This is a genomic window from Microbacterium sp. H83 (assembly GCF_001650405.1).
Lineage (GTDB): Bacteria > Actinomycetota > Actinomycetes > Actinomycetales > Microbacteriaceae > Microbacterium.
Genome location: NZ_LWCU01000007.1, coordinates 15,584 through 38,753, shown reverse-complemented (window position 1 = coordinate 38,753; position 23,170 = coordinate 15,584). Strand labels below are relative to the sequence as shown.

Sequence of the window (23,170 nt, the reverse complement as noted above, 5' to 3'; positions counted from 1 at the left end):
CATGGCGTACCCCGAGAACCCCGTCCTGGTCGTCGTCGACGTCCTGCCCTCCGGCGACGCGGCGCCGAGCACCGCGGCGCTGATCGGAGCCGCCGCGACCGTCGGCTCACCCGTCGCGCTCGTCGTCGGCGGATCCGACGAGGCCGTCGCGCAGGTCGCGGCGGCGGGAGCATCCGTCGTCCTCACCGCCGACGCCGATGCCAGCCTCCTCACCGGCCCGATCGTCGACGCGCTGCAGGCGGCCTTCGCGCAGGTGCAGCCGGATGCCGTGCTCCTCTCGAACTCGATCAGCGGCCGCGACATCGCCGGACGATTCGCCGTGCGCGCGAAGCTCGCGCTGTGCGTCGACGCGGTCGGGGTCTCGCGCGACGACGAGGGCATCGTCGCGCACCACTCCGTCTACGGCGGGGCCTACCTCGTGGACGCGGCCGCCACGTTCGGCCCGCCCGTCATCACGGTGCGACAGGGCGCGGTCGAGGCGCGAGCCGATGCGGCGGCCTCGCCGACGGTCGAGACGCTGACCGTGCCGGCATCCGATGCGGCCGTCGCGACCGTGGGCGAGATCGAGGCCGTCGAGGTCACGTCGTCGCGGCCCGAGCTGCGAGGCGCCACGAAGGTCGTCTCCGGCGGACGCGGTCTCGCGTCGAAGGAGAAGTTCGTCCTCGTGGAGGAGCTGGCGGATGCTCTCGGCGCCGCCGTGGGCGCCTCCCGCGCCGCGGTCGACGCGGGGTACATCCCGCAGTCACACCAGGTCGGACAGACCGGGGTGTCGGTGTCGCCGCAGCTGTATGTCGCTCTCGGCATCTCCGGTGCGATCCAGCACCGCGCCGGCATGCAGACCGCGAAGAACATCGTCGCGATCAACAAGGACGCGGAGGCGCCGATCTTCGACGTCGCCGACTTCGGCATCGTCGGCGACCTGTTCACCGTCGTGCCGCAGGTGATCGCGGCGCTCGAGGCGCGGAAGAAGTAGTCATGGCCACGCGGATGCTGCGGCGCGGGCTGCCGCGCGTACCCGGCGGCGAGCCGTGGCCGCCCGCGGATGCTGTGGCGGCGCATGCTGTGACGGCGCCGGCGGGCGTGGCGGCGTCGGCGGGCGTGGCGGCGTCGGATGCGGCGTCTTCGGATGCGGCGGCGGATGGCGTGCGGGTCCCCGCCACTTCGGGGGCCGACACGCCACGTGGCGGACCGGCCGCCCCGCAGCGTCCGACCTCTGGTGTGTCGGCCCCCGCTCTGGAAGCCGCGACGACGTCCGTGCCCGCGCTGGCGTCGCCGCCTGCTGCCGTGCGCTCCGCCGTCCGGCGCGGGCTGCCGCGCGTGCCCGGCGGCGAGCCGTGGCCCCCGGCGGATGCCGTCGCGGCGCCTTCGGGCGCACGAGAGAGCAGCGAGGCGCCCGTCGTCGTCGCCGCTTCGGGGGCCGACACGCCACTCGACGGACCGGCTGCCCCGCAGCATCCGACGTCTGGTGTGTCGGCCCCCGGAGCGGTCGCCGCAGACGCGCCCGCGGCCGTGCCCGGTGCTCCGGACCCCGGTGCTTCGGCGCCGGGCCCTTCGACAGGCTCCGGCACCCCGGGTGTCCGGCGCGGGCTTCCGCGCGTTCGCGGGGGCGAGCCGTGGCCTCCGGCCGAGACGGTCGCTGCCGCATCGGCACGGTCCGCTTCGGGGGCCGACACACCGGATGTCGGACCGGGTCCGGTCGTCGGTCCTTCGAGTGGCGTGTCGGCCCCCGAAGCCGCCGTCGCCGTCGCGACCGTCGACGTCAGCACTCCGTTGCCGGCTCCCCGCACGGTGTGGAACGGCCGCGCACCGCGACACATCACCGCGGCCGCTCCGCCATCCGGGCGCGCCCGTCCGACCTGGACCCAGGCGATCGCCGTGCTGCTCGGTGCGGCGGCCCTCGGCATCCTCGCGGGCGCCGCGGTCGCGTTCGTGCGCGCGCTGCTGAGCTTCCCGTTCATGCAGGACTTCCTCACCGCGTTCCCCGGCGAGTACGAGCCCGCGGTGCACGTCGAGCCCGGCTTCGCACCCTGGGTCAACTGGGCGCACTTCTTCAACGTGTTCCTGATGGTGCTGATCATCCGGTCGGGGCTGCGGATCCGCTCCGAGAAGCGGCCGACAGCGTTCTGGACGCCGCGGAACAACCCCAAGGGCAAGGTCAGCCTGACGATCTGGTTCCACCAGGCGCTCGACGTCCTGTGGCTCGTGAACGGCGTCGTCTTCGTGGTGCTGCTCTTCACGACGGGACACTGGGCGCGCATCGTGCCGACCAGCTGGGAGGTCGTGCCGAACGCCCTCTCGGCGGCCCTGCAGTACCTCTCGTTCGACTGGCCGCACGAGAACGGCTGGAACAACTACAACAGCCTGCAGCAGCTGGCGTACTTCGCGACCGTGTTCCTCGCCGCTCCGCTGGCGGCGATCACCGGGTTCCGGATGTCGGGGATGTGGCCCAAGAAGGCCGAGCGCCTGTCGAAGGCGTACCCGATCGAGTGGGCGCGTGCGCTGCACTTCCCGGTGATGCTGTATTTCGTCGCGTTCATCATCGTGCATGTCGCCCTCGTGATGCTCACGGGCTTCCTGCGCAACCTCAACCACATGTACGCGTCGCAGGATGCCGTCACCTGGACCGGATTCTGGGTGTTCGTGGCGTCCCTCGTGGTCATCGCCGTCGGCTGGGTCGCCGCGCGTCCGCTCGTGATCGCGCCGATCGCGAAGGTGTTCGGGAACGTCTCCGGCCGCTGACGCGGGCGTCGGAGCGCCGGCGGGTCGGTGCCCTCACGTGCAGGATTCAGCACGAACGCGCTGACGGACGGGGAAACGGCCCCCGGATGCTCATCCGGGGGCCGTTCCTGCTGAATCGTGTGCGACGGGCTCAGCGCACGAAGCGGACCTCGGTCAGCGTCTCGCCGAGGAACGGCTCGGTGTGCGTCGCGCCGTCGAGCGCGAAGCCGTTGCGGGTGTAGAAGCGGTGCGCGCGAGGGTTGTCCTCCGCGACCCAGAGGTACAGCGGCTCGTCCGCGGCGACCGCGGCGTCGAAGAGCTTCTGGCCGATGCCGGTGCCGTGATACGCGTCGAGCAGGTAGATGAAGTAGAGCTCCCGGAACGCCGGGGCGTCCTTGTCGCGGGCGGGGCCCGAACCGACGAAGCCGACGATCTCGCCGTCGATGAGGGCGGCGTTCATGATGAACTCCGGTCCCTGAGCGGCCCAGTGCGTCCACAGCTCGGCCATCCGGCGGGGGGAGACCTTCTCGAGCGCGGCCTTGCTGATCAGGTGGTCGTAGGTCTCGTGCCAGCACTGCGCGTGCACGCGACCCAGGGCTTCCGCATCCACATCACGGACCGGACGGACAATGACTTCAGGCTGGGCATCGGCGCTCATGCCGTGACTCTACGCGCGGCATATCGGATCGCGAAATCGGGCGGATGCCGCCCCGACCGCTGCCCGAGAGGGTGGAGGAATCGCACAACGAAGTTCGCCGAACGTGCGCCGATGGCTACGATCGACACTCGTGAACGTGATCTGGCGCACCCTCCTCGTCATCCTCTCCGCACGGCGGCGCGTCCGACGGGGTCAGGCGCTCGACCCGACGGCGATCGGCACCGTGGCGCTCACCACGCTGCCGACGGACATCGACATCCTCCGCCACATGAACAACGGACGGTACCTGTCGCTGTTCGACCTCGGCCGCTGGGACCTGCTGATCCGCACCGGACTGTTCGACGCGATGAAGGACCGCGGCTGGTACGCGGTCGTCTCGAGCGAGACCATCACGTTCCGCAAGTCTCTCCAGCTGTGGCAGCGCTTCGAGGTGCAGTCCCGCTTCATCGGGCACGACGACAAGGCGCTGTTCCTCGACCATCGCGCGGTCGTCGACGGCGAGGTCTACGCGCGGGCCATCGTCCGCGCGCGGATGCTGCGCCGTTCGGGCGGTACGGTGAGCAATGAGGAGCTGTTCGCCGCGGTCGGCAAGCCCGATGGCGTGCCGGAGATCGACGCCTGGGTGCACGACTGGGCCGCAGCATCCGCTCTTCCGCCGACCCGCACCCCTGCGCCGAGTGTGTGGAGCTGACCGATGACGACATCCTGGGGCCTCGGACTGCGGATGCCGGGCAGGACGCTGCTCGTCGGGTGCGGCAAGATCGGCATCCGGCTCGGGGAGAAGGTGCTCGCGTCCGGCGGCGAGGTCACCGCGATCCGCCGCACCGCGGGGGCGCTGCCCTCGGGCTTCCGGACCATCGCGGCCGACCTCGAGAAGCCGTTGGCCGATGAGCTGCCCGAGTTCGACTCGGTCGTCGTGACGCTGCCGCCGAGCCGCGCGGAGTCGGACCGCGGGTCGATCTATCCCCTCGCGCTGCCCGCTCTCGCCGACGCGCTGCCGCGGGTGCCGTCGCGGGTCGTGTTCGTGTCGTCGACGCGGGTGTTCGAAGGGCGTCCGGGGCCGACGCCGCTGACCGAGGCGGACGAGACGAGGGCCACGAGCCCGGGCGGCACCGCCCTCGCGGAGGGCGAGCAGCTGGCCAGGGATCTGTTCGGCGCGATCGTCGTGCGACCGGCGGGGATCTACGGCCCCGGCCGCGACTCCCTGATCCGTCGGGTGCTCGCCGGCGACGCGGTCGACGGCACGCGGCGGACCAACCGCATCCACGAGACCGATGTCGTGCGGCTGCTCGATGCCCTGGTGCGCGCCGAGACGCCGCCCGCGCTGGTGCACGGCGTCGATCGGGAGCCGGTGCTGCTCGGAGAGGTCGCGGCCTTCATCGCCGCCGAGCTGGGCGTCGCCGCCCCGCCTGCAGTCGACCCGCCGGTCGGCGGCGGCACCGTGCTCGACGGCGGCCTGGCGCGGCAGCTGCTCGGCGAGCTCCGATACCCGACGTTCCGCGAGGGCTACGCGGAGATGATCGCCGAGCGCTGAGCGCGCCACCGCCCGTCGTTCGGCGGCAGGCGCCGCCCGCAGATCTAGGCTGAGGGCATGGCCGACCCGTCGCTGCCCTCGGAGGGTGCATCCCCCGAGAGCGAAGCCGCATCCGTCCCGTCCTCCGACGCGAGCGCTTCTCTCGCGGACCGGGCCGTCGCGCTCGCGCGCCGCTGGGTGGTCGAGTCCGCGGCCGCGGACGTCGATCCGGCCGCCGAGCGCCTCGCGGGGGTCCTGCAGGATGCGAACGGTCTGCCGTTCACTCTCGGATTCGTCGACGGCGTCATGCGCCCGGAGAGTCTCGGCGCCGCGGCATCGCGCCTGCATCGCATCGCGCCGATCGTGCCCGAGTTCCTGCCGTGGTACCTGCGGTCCGCCGTCCGGATCGGCGGGGGAGTCGCGCCCGTCCTGCCGGCCCCCGTCGTGCCCATCGCCCGCCGGGTGCTGCGCGAGATGGTCGGCCACCTCGTGGTCGACGCCCGTCCGGCCAAGCTCGGCCCGGCGATCGAGAGGATCCGCGCCACGGGAGCCCGCCTGAACCTCAACCTCCTCGGCGAGGCCGTGCTCGGGGAGGCCGAGGCGAAGCGTCGCCTCGACGGCATCCACGAGCTGATCCGCCGCCCTGACGTCGACTACGTCTCGGTCAAGGTCTCGGCGATCATCAGCCACATCTCGATGTGGGCCTTCGATCAGGTGGTCGACGCGGTCGTCGAGAGACTGCTGCCGCTCTACCTCACGGCGGCCCACGACGGCACGTTCATCAACCTCGACATGGAGGAGTACCGCGATCTCGACCTGACGATCGTGGTCTTCACCCGTCTGCTCGAGGACCCGCGGCTCGAGCGCCTCGAAGCGGGCATCGTGCTGCAGGCCTATCTGCCCGACGCCCTGCCGGCCCTGCAGGAGCTCACGGCCTGGGCGCGCGACCGGGTCGACCACGGCGGCGCCGCGATCAAGGTGCGCCTCGTCAAGGGTGCGAATCTGGCGATGGAGCAGGTCGAGGCGCGGATGCACGGGTGGCCGCAGGCCCCCTACGACACCAAGCTCGACACGGACGCCAACTACCTCCGCTGCCTCGACTGGGCGCTGCGCCCCGAGAACGTGCGGGCGGTGCGGCTCGGGATCGCCGGTCACAACCTGTTCGGCATCGCCTACGCCTGGCTGCTGGCCGGCGAACGCGGGATCGTCGCCAGAGGTCCGGCTGCCGACGTCGCCGCCGGTCAGCCGCCGATCGAGTTCGAGATGCTGCTCGGCATGGCCCAGGGGCAGGTGCAGGCGGTGTCGCGCGAGGTCGGCGAGGTGCTGCTCTACGTCCCGGTCGTGAAGCCCGCCGAGTTCGACGTCGCGATCAGCTACCTCGTGCGCCGCCTCGAGGAGAACGCGTCCTCGGACAACTTCCTCTCGGCGGCGTTCCGGCTCGGCGACGAGGAGGCTCTGTTCGTCCGAGAGCGCGACCGGTTCCTCGACGCGCTCGACCGGTCGACGTCGCCGACGCTGCACACGGGTCCGCGTCGCACCCAGGATCGACAGGTCCCCGTGCACGAATCCGTGCGTCCCGTGCCCGCGGTCCCGGTCCCCGAGCACGATCTCACGCAGGCGGTCCTCGGGATCTCCCGCGGATCCGACGACGCCTCGGAGGCGTTCCTCGAGACCGCCGTGTACGCCCCGCGCGAGCTCGACGAGGGGTCGGGCGGAGTCCCGGGATTCGCCAACACCCCCGACAGCGACCCCTCGCTGCCGACCAATCGCGACTGGGCGCGCGACGTTCACGGACGCATCGACGCCTCGACGCTCGGGCAGACGACCATCGAGGCCGCGCGCATCGACGACGTCGCCGCGCTCGAGAGCGCCATCTCCGGTGCGGCCGAGTCCGGCATCCTCTGGGGGGCTCGTCCCGCGGCCGAGCGCGCCGACGTCCTGCTGCGCGCGGCCGTCGCCCTCGAGGCTCGACGCGGCGACCTCATCGAGGTCGCGGCGTCCGAGACCGGCAAGGTGCTCGCCGAGGCGGACATCGAGGTCAGCGAGACCGTCGACTTCGCCCGGTACTACGCCGCGAAGGCCAGGGAGCTGGATGCCGTCGCCGGCGCCGCGTTCGAGCCGGCGCGCGTGACCGTGGTCACCCCGCCGTGGAACTTCCCGCTCGCGATCCCGGCCGGCGGCGTGCTCGCCGCCCTCGCCGCGGGATCGGGAGTGGTGTTCAAGCCGGCCCCGCAGGCGCGCCGCTGCGCGGCCGTCATCGCCGAGACGCTCTGGGAGGCCGGAGTCCCGCGGGACGTCCTGGTGCTCGCGGACATCGAGGAGGGCGACCTCGGTCGTGCGCTGATCTCCCACGAGGCCGTCGACCGCGTGATCCTCACGGGTTCGTGGGAGACCGCCGCGCTGTTCCGCTCGTGGCGCCCCGACCTGCCGCTGCTCGCCGAGACCAGCGGCAAGAACGCGATGATCGTCACGCCCTCGGCCGACCTCGATCTCGCCGTCGCCGACCTCGTGCGCAGCGCGTTCGGGCATGCGGGGCAGAAGTGCTCCGCCGCGTCGCTCGCGATCCTCGTCGGCCCCGTCGGCCGCTCCGCGCGCTTCGCCCGTCAGCTGGCGGATGCCACGAGGTCGCTGCACGTCGGCTGGCCCACCGATCCGCGCGCCGAGGTCGGGCCCGTGATCGAGCGACCGCAGGGCAAGCTCGCGTGGGCTCTCACCGAGCTCGAGGGCGAGGAGCAGTGGCTGATCGAGCCGGCGGTCGCGGCCGACGACCCGAGCGGACGGCTGTGGCGTCCCGGCATCCGCGTGGGCGTGCAGCCCGGGTCCCGGTTCCACACCGAGGAGTTCTTCGGCCCGGTGCTCGGGGTCATGCACGCGCCCACGCTCGAGCGCGCGATCGAGCTGCAGAACGCCGTGGCGTACGGCCTCACGGCAGGTCTGCACACGCAGGACCCGGCCGACCTCGAACGGTGGCTCGACCGGGTGCAGGCGGGCAACCTCTACGTCAACCGCGGCATCACGGGCGCCATCGTGCAGCGGCAGCCGTTCGGCGGGTGGAAGCGCTCGTCCGTCGGCCCCGGCGCCAAGGCGGGTGGGCCGAACTATCTCATCGGTCTCGGACGCTGGCACGCGACCGGCTCGGGACCCGCGTCGAGCACGCTGCACCTGCGCGGCCTCGACTCGCGGATCACCGCCCTGATCGAGTCCGCACAGCCCTCGCTCGCGTTCGAGTCGTTCGAGTGGCTGCGGCGATCGGCGCTCTCCGACGCGCTGGCCTGGGACAGGGAGTTCGGCCAGGTGCGCGACGTGTCGCGCCTCGGCGTGGAGCGCAACCTGTTCCGATACCGTCCGGTCCCCGTCGCGATCCGGGCCACGGCCGACGCGGAGTGGCAGCAGCTGCTGCGGGTCGTCGTCGCCGCGGTGCGCGCGGGGGCCGGCTTCACCCTGTCGACCCCCGTCGGCCTTCCGGCGGCGGTGCGCCATGCGCTCGGCGAGCTCGGCGCCGTCGTCTTCCTCGAGAGCGACGACGAGTGGATCGATCGCGTGCGGGGGCGTGCCGACGCCGACGAACCGCTCGCGTCGGTCGAGGCATCGCCGCGCCCGAGTCGGGTCCGGCTCATCGGATCGCGGGATGCCGTCGCGGCGCTGCATCGGGCGCTCGCGGCCGCGGTCGACGGCGACCCGGACATCGCGGTGTACGACGGCGACGTCACGTCGGCCGGTCGCATCGAGCTGCTGCCGTTCGTGCACGAGCAGGCGATCACCATCACAGCGCACCGCTACGGAAACCCCGACGACTGGAGTGCCTCGGTCATCTGACCTGTGTAAAAGATTCTTGACATCGACCTTCGGGTCGACGTACTCTCATGTCAAGAATCTTTGACAGAGGAGTGATCATGGTCTACCAGGAGCGCAACGCCTGGGCCGGTCTCGTCGTCGCGGTGATCGCGATCACGGTCTACGTCGTCCTCGTCGTGCAGCGGGCCGGCGACGGTCCGCTCACCGACGTCGACTGGCTGCCGCTGATGCTGTGGACGATCGGCCTCGGGATCGTCGTGTCGATCGTCGTCAGCATCGTCTGGGGGATGGTGGCCGGAGCGCGCGACCCCGACGGCGTCGGCAGGTCCGACATCCGCGACCGGGACATCAGCCGGATGGGAGCTCGTGTCGAACAGGGCTTCGTGGTCATCGCGGGGCTCGGGGTCATCGCTCTGTGCGCCGTGGGCGCCGACGTCTTCTGGATCGCGAACACCATGTACGCGGGCTTCGCGGTGTCGGCGATCGTGGGCAGCATCGCCCGGGTGATCGCGTACCGCCGGGGCCTCGTCTGATGGTCAAGCCGACGCTCGTCTCCAACAGCATCCGCGTGCACCGCGAGGGCGCCGGCCTCACCCAGGCCGAGCTCGCCCGCCGCATCGGCGTGACGCGGCAGACGCTCATCGCGATCGAGCAGGAGAAGTACTCCCCGACGCTCGAGCTCGCGTTCCAGATCGCCCGCGCCTTCGGCGTCGGACTCGACGACCTCTTCCAGTACCCCGAACCCGCCACGCAGGAGCAGTGAGATGACCCCTCCGTCCATCCCCGCGACGATGCCCGCCTGGCGACGTGAGACCTACGGGTCGGCCGACGGCTTCCGGCTGGAGGAGATCCCCGTGCCCGACGCCGGTCGCGGCGAGGTCGTGCTCCGGGTCCACGCGACCGCGCTGAACGCCGGCGACGTGCGCGTGATGCTCGGGGATCCGCTGCTCGTGCGCCCGGTCTTCGGCCTGACCAGGCCGAAGCATCCGGTGCGCGGCATGGAGGTCGCCGGGACCGTGGTGGCGGTCGGACCCGACGTCGTCGGCGTCGAGATCGGCGAGGTCGTCGCGGGTGAGCTCGTCGGCGGCGGCGGACTCGCGGCGTACACGACCGTCCCGGCGGCACGCCTCGTGCCGATCCCGCCGGGCGTGAGCGTCGAGGCGGCCGCGTGTCTGCCGATCGCCGGCGGCACCGCATGGCAGGCGCTGGACGCCGCGGGCATCGGACTCCGGCCCGATGCCGCGGGCGGCGCGTCGCCGCGCGTGCTCGTGATCGGCGCCTCCGGGGGAGTGGGCACCTTCGCGGTGCAGCTCGCGGCGCTGCGGGGTGCGGAGGTGTGGGCGGCCTGCGGTGAGCGCAACAGCGCTCTCGTCGAGCACCTCGGCGCCGTGCGCGTGATCGACCACCGCCGCTCCCCGCTCTCCTCCCTCCCCGCGGCGCACTTCGACGCGGTGATCGACATCGCCGGGGGCCTCGAGCTCCGCGCGCTGCAGCGGCTGGTCGTCGACGGAGGGAGGATCGTGCTCGTCACGGGGAACGGCGGGCACGTGCTGGGCCCGGTGCCCCGCATGATCGCGGCGGCGCTCCTGTCGGCGACCTCGTCGCGCCGCATCAGCCCCCTCGCCGCCACGCCCCGGCCGGAGGTGCTCGCGAAGCTGTTGGAGCTCACCGCGCAGGGGCGGCTGACGCCCGTCATCGAGCGGGAGTACGGCTTCGATCGGGCGTCGTCCGCCCTCGCCCACGTCGAAGCCGGACACACCGTCGGCAAGGTGATCGTGCGCGCGGCGTGAGCGCTCTGGCCACGTCCAGGGCGCGAATGACAGAATGGATGCCGGCGTGCTCGAGTCGCATCTTCCCCGACGTCCGCTCTCCGCGAGAGGATCGGGTCGAAGGACCGCCGGGCCCCTGGACAGCGTCCGCCGCATCTCGTTCGAGGAGCCCCATGTCTGTCGAAACCACTGCGTCCGAGACCGCCGTCAGCGCCGCGCCCGCGCGCACCGCGCACCGCCGCCACTACCTGATGTGCGAGCCGTCGCACTTCACGGTGAACTACTCGATCAACCCGTGGATGGAGCCGGCGAAGCCGACCGACACCGCCAAGGCCGTCGAGCAGTGGCAGAAGCTGCACGACCTCTATGTCGAGCTGGGCCACGAGGTCGAGCTCATCGACCCCCTCGCCGGCTACCCCGATATGGTCTACACCGCGAACGGCGGGTTCCTCATCGACGGCCGCGCCTATGTGCCGAAGTTCCGCTTCGTCGAGCGCCAGGGCGAGGCGCCCGCCTTCGCCGACTGGTTCCGCGCGGCCGGATACGACACCGTCATCCCCGAGGAGGTCAACGAGGGCGAGGGCGACTTCCTGCTCGTCGGCGACGTGATCCTCGCGGGCACGGGCTTCCGCTCGACCGGTGACAGCCACCGCGAGGTGGGCGAGGTCTTCGGACGCGAGGTCGTCTCGCTGACCCTCACCGACCCGCGCTTCTACCACCTCGACACCGCCATCGCGGTGCTCGATCCCGTGCAGGGCGTCGAGAACGGCGGGCCCGAGCGCGCCAACATCGCCTATCTGCCCGGCGCCTTCGACGACGCGAGCCGAGCGATCCTCGAGGAGCGCTTCCCCGAGGCGATCCTCGTGTCCGACGAGGACGGCTCGGTGTTCGGCCTCAACTCGTCGAGCGACGGATACAACGTCATCATCTCGCCGCGGGCGAAGGGCTTCGAGCGGCAGCTGCGCGAGCGCGGCTACAACCCGATCCTCGTCGACCTGTCCGAGCTGCTGCTCGGCGGCGGCGGCATCAAGTGCTGCACGCTCGAGCTGCGGGGCCGGTCGTGACCGCGGTCGACGCGGGCACCGGGGCCCTTCCGCAGGTTCAGGAGCCCGCCGCCGAGGCGGCCGAGCCGCACGTCGCGCACAACTATCACCCGCTGCCCGTCACGATCGCCCGCGGCGAGGGCGCGTGGGTGACCGACGTCGAGGGCAAGCGGTACCTCGACCTGCTCGCCGCGTACTCCGCCGTGAACTTCGGGCACCGGCATCCGGCTCTCGTCGCGGCTCTCACCGAGCAGCTCGGACGCGTGACGCTTATCAGCCGGGCATTCCGCAGCGACCGGCTCGAGCCGTTCGCCGCCGCGCTCGCCCGGCTCGCCGGCAAGGACATGGTGCTCCCGATGAACACGGGTGCCGAGGCCGTCGAGACCGGCATCAAGGTCGCCCGCGCCTGGGGCTACCGCGTCAAGGGCATCGCCGACGGTGCGGCGCGCATCGTCGTCGCGGCGGGGAACTTCCACGGCCGCACCACCACGATCGTCAGCTTCAGCGACGACGAGTCGGCGCGCGCGGGCTTCGGTCCGTACACGCCCGGCTTCGACGTGGTCCCGTACGGAGACGCGGAGGCCATCGCCGCCGCGATCACCGACGACACCGCGGCCGTGCTCGTCGAGCCGATCCAGGGCGAGGCGGGGGTCGTGATCCCGCCGGAGGGCTATCTCCGCCGCATCCGCGAGATCTGCGACGAGAAGAACGTGCTCTTCATCGCCGATGAGATCCAGTCGGGTCTCGGTCGCGTCGGCGAGACGTTCGCGTGCGATCGCGAGGGCGTCGTCCCCGACCTGTATCTGCTGGGCAAGGCACTCGGCGGCGGCATCCTGCCCGTCTCGGCCGTCGTCGGCGATGCCGATGTGCTGGGGGTCATCCACCCCGGCGAGCACGGCTCCACCTTCGGCGGCAATCCGCTCGCCGCGGCGGTGGGTCTGCGCGTCGTCGAGATGCTGGAGTCGGGGGAGTTCCAGGAGCGTGCGCGAGCCCTGGGCGCGCACCTGGCCGAGGCGCTCGCACCGCTCATCGGCCACGGCGTCACCGAGGTGCGCATCGCCGGCCTGTGGGCGGGCGTCGACATCTACCCCGCGAAGGGCACGGGCCGTCAGATCGCCGAGAAGCTCCTCGAGCGCGGTGTGCTGGTGAAGGACACGCACGGGCAGACCATCCGCATCGCGCCGCCGATCGTCATCCGCGCCACCGAGCTGGACTGGGCGGTCGAGCAGCTCAAGCTCGTCCTCGGCTGACCCGGACGCGAACGATCCACGGACGGATGCTCTGCATCTGCCCGTGGATCGTCGCATCCCTCGGCCTTCTTCTGCCGAACGCGCCACCCCCCCCGGGTGATCAGGCGCGTCGGCCCTCCCCTCCTCAGGCAGGCGGATCGTTCGGGTCGAGGGTCCGCAGGGTGTCCTGCTCGACCTCGGTGTCCGCGTCCAGCTGTTCCTCGGTGGTCTCGTCGCCGCCCAGGGCCGCGTCACCCGTGGCCGCCTCGCGGTCGGGGCTGGCGTCGCCCTGGATGGCTCCGCGCGGCGATTCGCCGTGCGAGCTGTCGCCCTGGATCGCGCCGCCCTGGGCTGCGCCCTGGGTGTTCTCCTCGAAGCCGGCGTCGCCCTGGATGGCGCCGCGGGGCGATTCGCCCTCCGAGCTGTCGCCCTGGATCGCGCCGCCCTGGGCCGCGCCCTGCGCGTTGCCGTCGAGCTCGTCGGTGTCGTGGTCGGCCGAACGGCCGTCCGGAGCCGTGTTGTGCTCCGGATTGATGTCGGGAGAGCCCTCAGCCGGCTCCTCCGGGTGCGGGGTGCGTCCTGTGTCATCGCTCATGGGGCCGACGCTAGGCCCGTCGGCGAACATCGCCCAGGGCGTTGACAAACGCCCCAGGGAGCGTCAGTGACGCGCGGCGTGTCGGCGGGGCGTCCCGGGGGTCAGTCCTGCTTCGCGATGCGGATCGGGGTCGTGACCGCCGCCTGGTCGCTGAACTCCACAGGGTCGACCCTCTCGGCCATCTCGGCCTCGTCGACCACGCTCACGGGGCGGGTCTCGTCGAGGGTCAGCAGGAAGCGTCGCTCCTCCGACCGATGCAGCCGTCCGGAGGTGAACACCCACGTCGCACCGATCGCACACGCCACGAGGCCGGCCGTGCCGCCGAGCATGATGGCGCTGCGCGGCCCGAACGTGTCGGCCACCCACCCGGCGATCGGCGCGCCGACCGGGGTCGACCCCATGATGACCGCCATGTACAGCGCGAGCACGCGTCCGCGCAGGGCAGGGTCCGTCGTCATCTGCACGTATCCGTTGGCCGTGGTCAGGAGCGTCACGATCATGAATCCGGTGAAGGTGAGCGTGACGGCATACGCGACATAGGTCGGCATGGCCGACGAGATGAAGGCCGCGATGCCGAAGCCCCCGGCCGCGAGGATCACGACCCGCACGCGCGCCCGATCGCGACGGGCGGCGAGCAGCGCGCCGGCGAGCGAGCCGATCGCGAGGACCGAGCTGAGGATGCCGTAGCCGTCGGCGCCCGCGCCGAACTCGAGCGCCATGGTGGAGGCGAAGATCGGGAAGTTCATGCCGAACGCGCCGATCAGGAACACCGTCACGAACACCACGCGCAGATCGCTGCGCCCCCACACGTAGCGGAACCCCTCGGCGAGACCGCCGCGGCTGCGGTTCTTGGGGCGCGGCGCGAGCTGGCTCGTCCGCAGCGAGAGGAGCGCGACGAGCATGGCGAGGAACGTCACCGCGTTCGCGATGAACACCCAGCCCGAGCCGATCGCGACGATGAGGAGGCCGCCGACCGCGGGCCCGATCATGCGCGCGAGATTGAAGGATGCCGAGTTCAGCGCGACCGCGTTCGAGGTGTCGCCGACCGAGACCATGTCCGACACGAACGCCTGGCGAGCGGGGGCGTCGAACGCGTTGACGACGCCGAAGGCCGCGGCGAAGCCGAACATCATCGGCAGAGTCATGACGTCGTTCAGCAGCAGCACGCCCACGGCGATCGCGAGCATCAGCAGCGCGGTCTGCGTGGCCAGCAGGATGCGGCGGCGCTCGAAGCGGTCGGCCACCCACCCGGTGAGGCTGACGAGCACCAGCGGCGGACCGAACTGCAGCGCCATCGTCACGCCCATGGCGGCCGCGTCGTTGTCGGTCAGCTCGGTCAGCACGACCCAGTCCTGCGCCGTCGCCTGCATCCATCCGCCGACGTTCGAGACGAGGGCCCCGGCGAACCAGATGCGGTAGTTGATGTTCGCGAACGAACGGAACATGGCGCTCACGGCTCGACCACCTTGCGCATGAGGGCGCTGGCCGCGCGCAGGACCGCGAGCTCCTCCTCGGTGAAGTCGAGCTCGCCCAGCATCTCGGCCAGCAGCTCGTCGCGACGCCGGATCGTCTGGGCGACGATCTCCGCGCCCGCCTCCGTGATGTCGACCTGCACGCGACGGCGATCCTCGGCGTCCGGAGTGCGCACGACGTAGCCCTGCTCCTCGAGACCGTTGACCGTGCTGGTCATCGACGGGGCGGTCACGCGCTCGCGCTCGGCGAGGGCGGTGAGGGTGCGACGGCCGTGCATGCTCAGGGTCGCGAGGACGGCGAGCTGTGCGTCGCTCATGGCGTCGACCGCGCGTGCGCAGCGCAGGCGTCTGGCGAGCCGGAACGTCGCCATGCGCAGGTCTGTGGCGGTGAGCTGGAGGGATTCATCGGACGCAGACATTACTTAGACAGTCTAAGTATTCTGCGGCGAGAAGGGAAGCGGATGCCGGGATGCCGGCGCCCTGCGGGCCAGAATGGGGGGATGACCGCTTCCCTCGCCATCGAGATCGCCGTCCAGGACCCCGCCGGAGTCCGTGTGGCCTCCGCTGTCGGCGCCGCCCGCGTCGAGCTCGCCAGCGCACTGGCGCTGGGCGGGCTCACTCCGTCTCCCGCGACGCTCGAGCTCGCGATCGACGCCGCGCGGTCGTCCGGGCCCGAGGTGCACGTCCTGATCCGCCCCCGGGCGGGCGGCTTCCACTACGACGCCGACGAGCTCGCGGTCTCGGAGAAAGACGTCCGCCGCGCCGTGGACGCCGGCGCGGACGGCGTCGTGATCGGCGCCCTCGATGCGGAGGGACGGCTCGACCTCGATGCCATGGCGCGGCTGCGCGATGCGGCCGGCGCGGCATCCGTCACCCTGCATCGCGCGATCGACGTGACCGCCGATCCGGTCGCGACGCTCGTCGCAGCCCGCGATCTGGGCCTGCGTCGTGTGCTGACGTCGGGCGGCGCCTCGGCGGCGATCGACGGCGTCGACACCCTGCGCGCGCTCGTGGCCGAGGCGGCGGGAGCGATCGAGGTCATGGCGGGCAGCGGGGTGGATGCGGCCAGCGCCGCCGCTCTCGCCGCCACGGGCGTCGACGCGCTGCACTTCTCGGCCAAGCGCACCGTCAGCGAGGACGGCGGCGTGCGCATGGGATCGGCCTCCGACGGCGTCGGCGGGTACGAGGTCACCGATCTCGACATCGCGCAGGGCGTGCTCGCGGCACTCGGGCGCTGACCGATATTCCGCCCCGGCGGCTCCTCGATAGGGTGAGGACGTGACCGATACCCGCGAATTCACGGATGTCCACGGCATCGCCATCGTCTACGACGTCCACCCGGCAGTGGGCGACGCGCGAGGCGTGGTGCAGCTGCTGCACGGCGTCGGCGAGCACGCGGGACGGTACGGCACCCTCATCACGGCCCTGACCGAGGCCGGTTTCCACGTGTACGCCGACGATCACCGCGGGCACGGGCGCACCGGCATCCGGCAGCACGACGGCATCGCGGGGCTCGGCCGGCTCGGCAGGGGCGGCCTGCGCGCCGCCGAGGCGGCGATCTGGCAGCTCACCGGCATCATCGCCGACGAGCATCCGGACCTTCCGCTCGTGCTGCTCGGCCACTCGTGGGGCTCGTTCCTCGCGCAGATGCTCGTGAACCACCACCCGGAGGCCTGGGACGCCGTCATCCTGTCGGGTTCCGCGCTGCGGATGCCGGGCTCGCTCAACGCCGCGCCCCTCAACGCACGGTGGAAGGCGACGGATGCGACCGGCCTCGAATGGCTCAGCCGCGATCCGGAGGTGTGGGCGTCGTTCGCCGACGACCCGCTGACCACCGACGTGCCGCTGCTGACGCTGTTCGGGCCGATCGAGGCCGCGCGGCTCTACGGCCGCCCGCGCCGAGACCTCGGGCACGACATCCCCTTGCTGCTCCTCGTCGGCCGCGACGACCCGGTCGGCGGTCCGCGCAGCGTGCACCGGCTGGCGGACGAGTACCGCACGCGGTCGGGGTTCACGGACATCACGACGCTCGTCTATCCCGATGCGCGTCACGAGATCTTCAACGAGCTGCAGCAGGACGAGGTTCGCGCCGACCTGCTGGCCTGGCTCGACGCGCGCATACCCGCCCGCTGACCGACCGCGGCTCCGGGGTCCGCGTGTTACGCGCCGTGAACCCGTGTGACAGCGGGTGAATCCGCGTGACGCCCGCCCCGCCCGTCGTCGTCCCTGCGCCGTAGATTCGCCCCGAGAGGGAGGTGCGGGGTGGGTTTCGAAGACGACTGGCGGATCTGGCACGCGTCGCGCGAGCGGTACGCCGCCGCTGAGTACGGGCCGGCAGCGCTGGAGTCGACGAACTGGCTCATCACCGAACCCGCTGCCGTCGAGGGGGTCCCCGGGCTCTGGGCGCTCACGGGAGACGGAGGGATCCGCGGCAGCGATCTCGGCACCGCCGGATCGGTCGTGACCCTGCGCGGAAGCGACTCGCTGCGGCTCGGGAGGCGGGAGCTGCGGGTGTTCGACAGGCGGGGCTCCGTGGCGCTGCGGGTGTTCAACCCGCGTCGGCCGCAGCGCGAGCTCTTCAGCGCGATCGACGCGTATCCGCCGCGGGAGGGGTGGCGGATACGCGCCGATTTCGAGCCGACGCCGGGTGAGACGATCGCGATCACGGCGATCGACGGCATGGTGACGGAGTCGGAGCTCGCGGGTCGGCTGCACTTCCGGCTCGACGGCATCCCGCTCTCCCTGGTCGCGACCCGCTCGTCGCGCGGCGGCCTCACGGCCGTGTTCGCCGACGGCACGAACGGCGTGGAGACGTACCGGTTCCGCTTCCTGCCGATCGAGGAGCCGGATGCCGACGGCACGGCCATCGTCGACTTCAACAGGGCGTACCTCCCGCCGTGCGCGTTCTCCGACCAGTTCTTCTGCCCGCAGCCGCCCGCGGCCAACCGCTATTCGCTGCCCATCCGCGCGGGCGAGCGCGCCCTCGTGCTCGGCGGCTGACTCGGCCCCGCGAGCCGCCCGCCGACGGGGGTCGCGCCTTAAGCTGGAGGCGTGCACGGTGAATACAAGGTCCCCGGAGGAAAGCTCGTCGTCGTCGACCTCGAGGTCGAGGACGGACGCATAGCCCGCTTCCGCCTCGCCGGCGACTTCTTCCTCGAGCCCGACACCGCCCTCGACGACATCGACGCCGCGGTCACGGGTCTGCCCGTCGAATCGGATGCCACCGCGATCGCCGCCGCCGTGCGCGGAGTGCTCCCGGAGGGCGCCCAGCTGCTCGGCTTCACGCCGGAAGCGGTCGGGACCGCCGTCCGCCGCGCCCTCGTCACCGCCCCCGGCTGGGGCGACTTCGACTGGGAGATCGTGCACGAGAAGGCCGTCTCGCCGCAGATGAACCTGGCTCTCGACGAGGTGCTCACCGCGCGCGTGGGTGAGGGGCGTCGCCGCCCGACGCTGCGCATCTGGGAATGGGACCAGTCGGCCGTCGTCATCGGGTCGTTCCAGTCGTACCGCAACGAGGTCGACCCCGAGGGTGCCGCGCAGCACGGCTTCGACGTCGTCCGGCGCATCTCGGGCGGCGGCGCGATGCTCATGGCCGCGGGGCAGATCATCACGTACTCGCTGTATGTGCCGGCATCCCTCGTGCAGGGCATGACGTTCGCCGACTCCTACGCCTTCCTCGACGACTGGGTGCTGCAGGCGCTGCGCTCGCTCGGGATCGACGCGATCTACCAGCCGCTCAACGACATCGCGTCGTCGTCGGGCAAGATCGGCGGCGCGGCGCAGAAGCGCCTCGCGAACGGCGGCGTGCTGCACCACGCGACGCTCTCGTACGACATCGACGGGCAGACCATGACCGAGGTGCTGCGCATCGGTCGCGAGAAGCTGAGCGACAAGGGCACGACGTCGGCGGCGAAGCGCGTCGACCCGCTGCGGAGCCAGACCGGCCTGTCGCGCGCCGAGATCATCGAGCGCTTCATCGCGACGTTCCGCTCGCTCACCTCGGCCGAGGACGGTGCGATCACCCCCGACGAGTACGCCGACGCCGAGGCGCTCGTCGAATCGAAGTTCTCCACCGACGCGTGGCTGCACCGGGTTCCGTGATCGATCCTGCCGCCGGGGTCGAGGGGGTTCCCGCCCCGCTCGCGCCGGGCGCGGTCTCGATCATCCAGGGCGACAACCTCGCGGTGGCCGCGACTCTGCCGTCGGGGTCGTTCACCCTCGTCTACCTCGACCCGCCGTTCAACACGGGTCGCGCGCAGGAGCGGCAGGTCGTGACCGCGACCCGCGCGTTCACAACTCAGCAGGATTCGGATGACGGAGAGGGAGCGGCCGCGGAGATCCGGGCCGCCGCGGTCGGCGATGACCCGATCATGCTGAATACGGAACCGGTCGCGCCGAGCCCCGAGGTGCGGCACGGCTTCCACGGACACGCATACGAGCGCGTCCGCGGCATGCTGCGGACCTACGACGACCGGTTCGACGACTACGGCGCCTTCCTCATGCCGCGGCTGGAGGAGGCCTGGCGTCTGCTCGCCGACGACGGCACCCTGTACCTGCACCTCGACTACCGCGAGGCGCACTACGCCAAGGTGATGCTCGACGCCGTGTTCGGTCGCGACTGCTTCCTCAACGAGCTCATCTGGGCCTACGACTACGGGGCGAAGTCCCGCCGGCGCTGGCCGACCAAGCACGACACGATCCTCGTGTACGTGAAGAACCCGCGGGAGTACGTCTTCAACTCCGACGACGTCGACCGGGAGCCGTACATGGCCCCGGGCCTCGTCACCCCCGAGAAGGCCGCGCGGGGCAAGCTGCCCACCGACGTGTGGTGGCACACGATCGTCCCGACCACCGGCCGGGAGAAGACGGGCTACCCGACGCAGAAGCCCGAGGGGGTCCTGCGCCGCATCGTGCGCGCGTCGAGCCGGCCGGGCGATCGCGTGCTCGACCTCTTCGCCGGAAGCGGCACGACCGGCGCCGTCGCCTCGGCCCTCGGCCGCGATGCGGTGCTCGTGGACGACAACCCCGAGGCGGTCCGGGTCATGACGGAGCGGATGCCGCACGCCGAGGTCGCGACGCTCGGAGAGTGACCCCGGACGATCGTCCGAGAGAATGAGTCCATGCCGGACACCGAAGACGTCGAGGTCGACACTGCTGCAGGACGAGTCCGAGGGCGCTGGCGCTCTGACCCTGATGGCCGGATGCCGCGGTCGGCCGCGTTCCTCGGCATCCCGTTCGCGGAGCCGCCGGTCGGCCCGCTGAGGTTCCAGGCGCCCGTGCCGCACTCGCCGTGGCAGGGCGTGCGCGATGCCCTCGGCCACGGGGCCACGGCGCAGCGCGGCGACCAGGGCGACACGCTCATCCCCGAACCGAGCGTCGAGGGCGATTCGACCCTGAACGTCAACGTGTTCACGCCGGATCCCGCGGCGTCCGAACTGCCGGTGCTCGTGTGGATCCACGGCGGCGGCTTCACCTCCGGGTCGCCGGCCAGCCCCTGGTACGACGGCCGGGCCTTCGCGCGCGACGGCGTCGTGACGGTGACGCTCTCGTACCGGCTCGGCTTCGACGGGTTCGGCTGGATCGAGGACGCTCCGTCGAACCGGGGCGTGCGCGACTGGCTTCTGGCGCTCGAGTGGGTGCAGCAGAACATCGCCGCGTTCGGCGGTGATCCCCGACGCGTGACGATCGCGGGGCAGTCCGCGGGCGGAGGAGCGGTGCTCACGCTGCTCGGGATGCCGGCGGCGCAGCACCTGTTCCACGGGGTCTACGCGATCTCGTCCGCGCTCACGGACGTGGCCGCATCCCGAGCGGAGGCCTTCGGGCGAAGGCTCGCCGCGTCGGCGGGTGGGGAGCCGACCGTCGCCGGCTGGTCGGACGTCGACGAGGAGCGGGTGCTCGCCCTGCAGAAGGCCGCGACCCGCGTCGCACCCCAGGAGATGGCGACGCTGATCGACGACGGGCTGACGCTCGGGCCGGTCGTGGACGGCGACCTGATCCCCCGGCCGACGCGGGAGTCGCTGCGCGCGGGCGTGGGCGCCGACAAGCCGCTCGTGCTCGGAGCGACCGACGACGAGTTCACGATGGTGTTCGGCGGTGCGGTGGCGAAGGCTCTGCGCTGGGTGCCGCGCGGTCTGCTGCTCGACCGGCTCGGCCTCGATCGCAGCATCCGCTCGGAGTACCTCGCGGCGAACGCCGACGTCGTGCGCCTGGGCAAGTCCCGCCTCGCCGGCCGCGTGATCACCGACCGCCTGTTCCGCGCCGGGGTGCTGCGCGTCGCCGCCGATCGCGGCGAGGCGCCCACCTGGGTGTACCGCTTCTCGTGGCCGTCCGGTCGCTTCGGGTTCGCCGAGCACTGCCTCGACGTGCCGTTCTTCTTCGACTGCCTCGACGGTCCCGGCATCGAGGCGCTCGCCGGTCCGCACCCGCCCCAGCAGCTCGCCGACGAGGTGCACGCGGGTGCGGTGTCGTTCATCACCGCCGGAGACCCCGGCTGGCCGCGGCATGAGGGGGACGCCGGAGTCGTCCGGATCTACGACGCGAGGACGCGGGACGAGGCGGACGCGTACGCGACGGTGCGGCCGCTGCTCGGAGCGGTCTCCGAGTCGGCAGCCGCTCAGGCGATGTAGACCTTGCGCAGCGTCTCGGTGACCGTCCACGTGGTCCGCTGGCCTTCGGCGAGCCGCACGACAGACCCGGGGCCGACCTCGATCGCCGAAAGCGTCGGCTCGACGAACTCGATCCGGGCGTGGCCGGAGATCACGACGAACACCTCGTCGACCTCGGTGTCGGATGCCGTGCCGGGCGTCATCTCCCAGACGCCGACCTCGACGTCGCCGAGCGTCGCCAGCGCGAGGGAGGCGGCCGTCGGCCTGCCGATGAGAACCTCGTCAGCCGGCAGCGGCTCGTGCACGAGCGGCAGCGCCGCAGCATCCGCCGCCTCGCCCGCGGCGAGCTCGCTCACGAGTCGAACCCCATCCCGACCGCGTCGAGGGTCCGGAGGAGCAGGTTGCGCCTGCCCTCGTCGTGATCGGCGCGATCCATGGCGGCGCGCACGAGGTTGACGCCGATCGAGGCGACGGGCTCGGGAGGGAACGGGATCGGCTTCTCGCGGACCATCGCGAGCTCCGTGCGCTCGGTCGGCTGCCCCGACAGCTCGTCGAGCATGACGTCGGCGGCGAAGCGCGCCGCCCCCACGCCGAGGCCGGTGAATCCGGACGCGTACGCCACTCGTCCGCGCCGGGCGGTGCCGAAGAACGCGCAGAACCTGCTCGACGAGTCGATCGCCCCCGCCCAGCGGTGCGTGAAGCGCAGACCCTCGAGCTGCGGGAACGTGGTGAAGAAGTGCGAGGCGAGGCGGCGGTGGCTCTCCATCCGGTCCTCGTACTCCGGGCGCACCTTGCCGCCGAAGTGGTAGACCGCGTCGTACCCGCCGAACAGGATGCGATCGTCCGCCGTCAGACGGTAGTAGTGGAACTGGTTCGCGCTGTCGGCGAGGCCCTGCCGGTTCGACCAGCCGATCGACGCCAGCTGCTCACCCGACAGCGGCTCGGTCATCAGCACGTAGTCGTACACCGGCACCGTCATCAGGCGGTTGCGCTTCAGCAGCGACGGGAAGACGTTCGTGCTCAGGGCCACGGCATCCGCCCGCACGCGACCGCCGTTCCTCGTGACGAGCGTGACGGCGCCCGTCCCGTCGCCGTCGACGGCGCGCACCAGGGAGTTCTCGTAGACCTCGACCCCGAGCTCGACGGCGACGCGGGCGAGCTCCATCCCCAGCTTCGCCGGATGCACCAGGGCGGTCGTGTCTCGGTCCCAGGCGCCGGCGAGGAAGGTGTCGGAGTGCACCTCGGCCTGCACGGCCTCACGATCGAGGAAGCCCTCCTCCTCGCGCAGCCACTCGACCTGGTGCGGCTCGACGGCCACGGCGAGCTGCCCGGTGCGTTCGAAGTCGACGTCCATCGCGTAGCGCTCGACCGTCTGCTGGATGCCGTCGAGGTTCGCCATGCCGAGCTCCTCGAGCCGGTCGATCTCCTCGGGCCAGCGCGTCAGGCCGTTCTCGTGGCCGTGCGTGAGGCTCGCCTCGCAGAACCCGCCGTTGCGCCCGGACGCCGCCCACGCGATGCGCGACGCCTCGAGCAGCACCACGCGGCGCTCCGGGTCGCGCTCCTTGGCGCGGATCGCCGTCCAGAGTCCCGTGTAGCCGCCGCCGACGATCGCGAGGTCGGCCGTGATGCTGCCGGTGAGCGACGGATGCCGCGGGCGCTCCACGTCGTCGAGCCAGAAGGTCGCCAGTGCGGTGCCGCGCAGCGACGCGTCGATGACGGCATCCGATGGTCGGCGGCGTTCGAAGACGGTGGTTCCCATGATCACTCCCTCGG

Annotated in this window: 22 protein-coding genes; 16 read left to right on the top strand and 6 right to left on the bottom strand. The window is 71.9% G+C overall.

What is annotated here, in order from left to right:
- The first annotated feature begins 1 nt into the window (after nt 1).
- Nucleotides 2–973, top strand: coding sequence for an electron transfer flavoprotein subunit alpha/FixB family protein (locus tag A4X16_RS04080; protein ID WP_067116763.1), 972 nt, complete (start codon nt 2–4; stop codon nt 971–973).
- 2 nt (nt 974–975) lie between these two features.
- Nucleotides 976–2,739, top strand: a complete 1,764-nt coding sequence (locus A4X16_RS04075) for a cytochrome b/b6 domain-containing protein (protein ID WP_197491766.1) — start codon at nt 976–978, stop codon at nt 2,737–2,739.
- 130 nt (nt 2,740–2,869) lie between these two features.
- Here the strand turns inward: A4X16_RS04075 and A4X16_RS04070 are convergent, their stop codons facing one another.
- A complete protein-coding gene (locus tag A4X16_RS04070; RefSeq protein WP_067116760.1) occupies nt 2,870–3,376 on the bottom strand; it encodes a GNAT family N-acetyltransferase in 507 nt (168 codons plus the stop codon).
- A 130-nt stretch (nt 3,377–3,506) separates the two neighbouring features.
- On the opposite strand from A4X16_RS04070, the gene A4X16_RS04065 reads away from it, so the two are divergent.
- The 8 genes from A4X16_RS04065 (at nt 3,507) to rocD (ending at nt 12,746) form a co-directional block, all read left to right on the top strand.
- Nucleotides 3,507–4,067: an acyl-CoA thioesterase gene (locus tag A4X16_RS04065; RefSeq protein ID WP_067116757.1), complete on the top strand. Its 561-nt coding sequence runs from the start codon at nt 3,507–3,509 to the stop codon at nt 4,065–4,067.
- Nucleotides 4,068–4,070: 3 nt separating this feature from the next.
- Nucleotides 4,071–4,910 (top strand): sugar nucleotide-binding protein, encoded by an 840-nt coding sequence (locus tag A4X16_RS04060; protein WP_231880265.1) that lies wholly within the window; start codon nt 4,071–4,073, stop codon nt 4,908–4,910.
- 57 nt (nt 4,911–4,967) lie between these two features.
- Complete coding sequence (locus A4X16_RS04055; RefSeq protein WP_067116754.1) at nt 4,968–8,705, top strand: proline dehydrogenase family protein; 3,738 nt, start codon at nt 4,968–4,970, stop codon at nt 8,703–8,705.
- 77 nt (nt 8,706–8,782) lie between these two features.
- Nucleotides 8,783–9,217, top strand: a complete 435-nt coding sequence (locus tag A4X16_RS04050) for a hypothetical protein (protein ID WP_067116751.1) — start codon at nt 8,783–8,785, stop codon at nt 9,215–9,217.
- Entirely contained in the window at nt 9,217–9,447 is a 231-nt protein-coding gene (locus A4X16_RS04045) for a helix-turn-helix transcriptional regulator (RefSeq protein WP_067116748.1), read from the top strand. Before A4X16_RS04050 ends, A4X16_RS04045 begins: the two co-directional genes overlap by 1 nt.
- 1 nt (nt 9,448) lies before the next feature.
- Nucleotides 9,449–10,474, top strand: a complete 1,026-nt coding sequence (locus tag A4X16_RS04040; RefSeq protein ID WP_067116745.1) for an NAD(P)-dependent alcohol dehydrogenase — start codon at nt 9,449–9,451, stop codon at nt 10,472–10,474.
- Between the two features lie 152 nt (nt 10,475–10,626).
- Nucleotides 10,627–11,517, top strand: a complete 891-nt coding sequence (ddaH, locus tag A4X16_RS04035; RefSeq protein ID WP_067116742.1) for a dimethylargininase — start codon at nt 10,627–10,629, stop codon at nt 11,515–11,517.
- The gene (gene rocD / locus A4X16_RS04030; RefSeq protein ID WP_067116905.1) at nt 11,514–12,746 is read left to right on the top strand and encodes an ornithine--oxo-acid transaminase; all 1,233 of its coding nucleotides are present in this window, start codon (nt 11,514–11,516) and stop codon (nt 12,744–12,746) included. The genes ddaH and rocD overlap by 4 nt, the downstream gene beginning before the upstream one ends.
- Before the next feature lie 124 nt (nt 12,747–12,870).
- Here rocD and A4X16_RS04025 read toward each other — a convergent pair whose 3' ends face one another.
- The 3 genes from A4X16_RS04025 to A4X16_RS04015 all read right to left on the bottom strand — a co-directional run bounded on the left by A4X16_RS04025 (nt 12,871) and on the right by A4X16_RS04015 (nt 15,211).
- On the bottom strand, nt 12,871–13,320 hold the full coding sequence (locus A4X16_RS04025; RefSeq protein WP_067116738.1) for a hypothetical protein: 450 nt from the start codon (nt 13,318–13,320) through the stop codon (nt 12,871–12,873).
- A 101-nt stretch (nt 13,321–13,421) separates the two neighbouring features.
- Nucleotides 13,422–14,765, bottom strand: a complete 1,344-nt coding sequence (locus A4X16_RS04020; RefSeq protein ID WP_067116735.1) for an MFS transporter — start codon at nt 14,763–14,765, stop codon at nt 13,422–13,424.
- A 5-nt stretch (nt 14,766–14,770) separates the two neighbouring features.
- Complete coding sequence (locus A4X16_RS04015; RefSeq protein WP_067116732.1) at nt 14,771–15,211, bottom strand: MarR family winged helix-turn-helix transcriptional regulator; 441 nt, start codon at nt 15,209–15,211, stop codon at nt 14,771–14,773.
- A gap of 81 nt (nt 15,212–15,292) precedes the next feature.
- On the opposite strand from A4X16_RS04015, the gene A4X16_RS04010 reads away from it, so the two are divergent.
- From A4X16_RS04010 to A4X16_RS03985, 6 genes are all read left to right on the top strand, one after another.
- Complete coding sequence (locus A4X16_RS04010; protein ID WP_067116729.1) at nt 15,293–16,030, top strand: copper homeostasis protein CutC; 738 nt, start codon at nt 15,293–15,295, stop codon at nt 16,028–16,030.
- A gap of 40 nt (nt 16,031–16,070) precedes the next feature.
- Complete coding sequence (locus tag A4X16_RS04005) at nt 16,071–16,925, top strand: alpha/beta fold hydrolase (RefSeq protein WP_067116726.1); 855 nt, start codon at nt 16,071–16,073, stop codon at nt 16,923–16,925.
- Between the two features lie 129 nt (nt 16,926–17,054).
- Nucleotides 17,055–17,792: a DUF1684 domain-containing protein gene (locus tag A4X16_RS04000; RefSeq protein WP_067116724.1), complete on the top strand. Its 738-nt coding sequence runs from the start codon at nt 17,055–17,057 to the stop codon at nt 17,790–17,792.
- Nucleotides 17,793–17,843: 51 nt separating this feature from the next.
- Nucleotides 17,844–18,893 carry a lipoyl protein ligase domain-containing protein gene (locus A4X16_RS03995; protein ID WP_067116721.1) on the top strand — a complete coding sequence of 350 codons (1,050 nt, stop codon included), beginning with the start codon at nt 17,844–17,846 and terminating at the stop codon, nt 18,891–18,893.
- Complete coding sequence (locus A4X16_RS03990; protein ID WP_442922900.1) at nt 18,890–19,882, top strand: DNA-methyltransferase; 993 nt, start codon at nt 18,890–18,892, stop codon at nt 19,880–19,882. Before A4X16_RS03995 ends, A4X16_RS03990 begins: the two co-directional genes overlap by 4 nt.
- Before the next feature lie 30 nt (nt 19,883–19,912).
- Nucleotides 19,913–21,418, top strand: a complete 1,506-nt coding sequence (locus tag A4X16_RS03985) for a carboxylesterase/lipase family protein (RefSeq protein WP_067116718.1) — start codon at nt 19,913–19,915, stop codon at nt 21,416–21,418.
- Here A4X16_RS03985 and A4X16_RS03980 read toward each other — a convergent pair.
- The gene (locus tag A4X16_RS03980) at nt 21,406–21,753 is read right to left on the bottom strand and encodes a cupin domain-containing protein (protein WP_067116715.1); all 348 of its coding nucleotides are present in this window, start codon (nt 21,751–21,753) and stop codon (nt 21,406–21,408) included. The two genes, A4X16_RS03985 and A4X16_RS03980, sit on opposite strands and share 13 nt — an antisense overlap.
- Nucleotides 21,750–23,156, bottom strand: coding sequence for an NAD(P)/FAD-dependent oxidoreductase (locus A4X16_RS03975; protein ID WP_067116899.1), 1,407 nt, complete (start codon nt 23,154–23,156; stop codon nt 21,750–21,752). The genes A4X16_RS03980 and A4X16_RS03975 overlap by 4 nt, the downstream gene beginning before the upstream one ends.
- Nucleotides 23,157–23,170 lie beyond the last annotated feature (14 nt).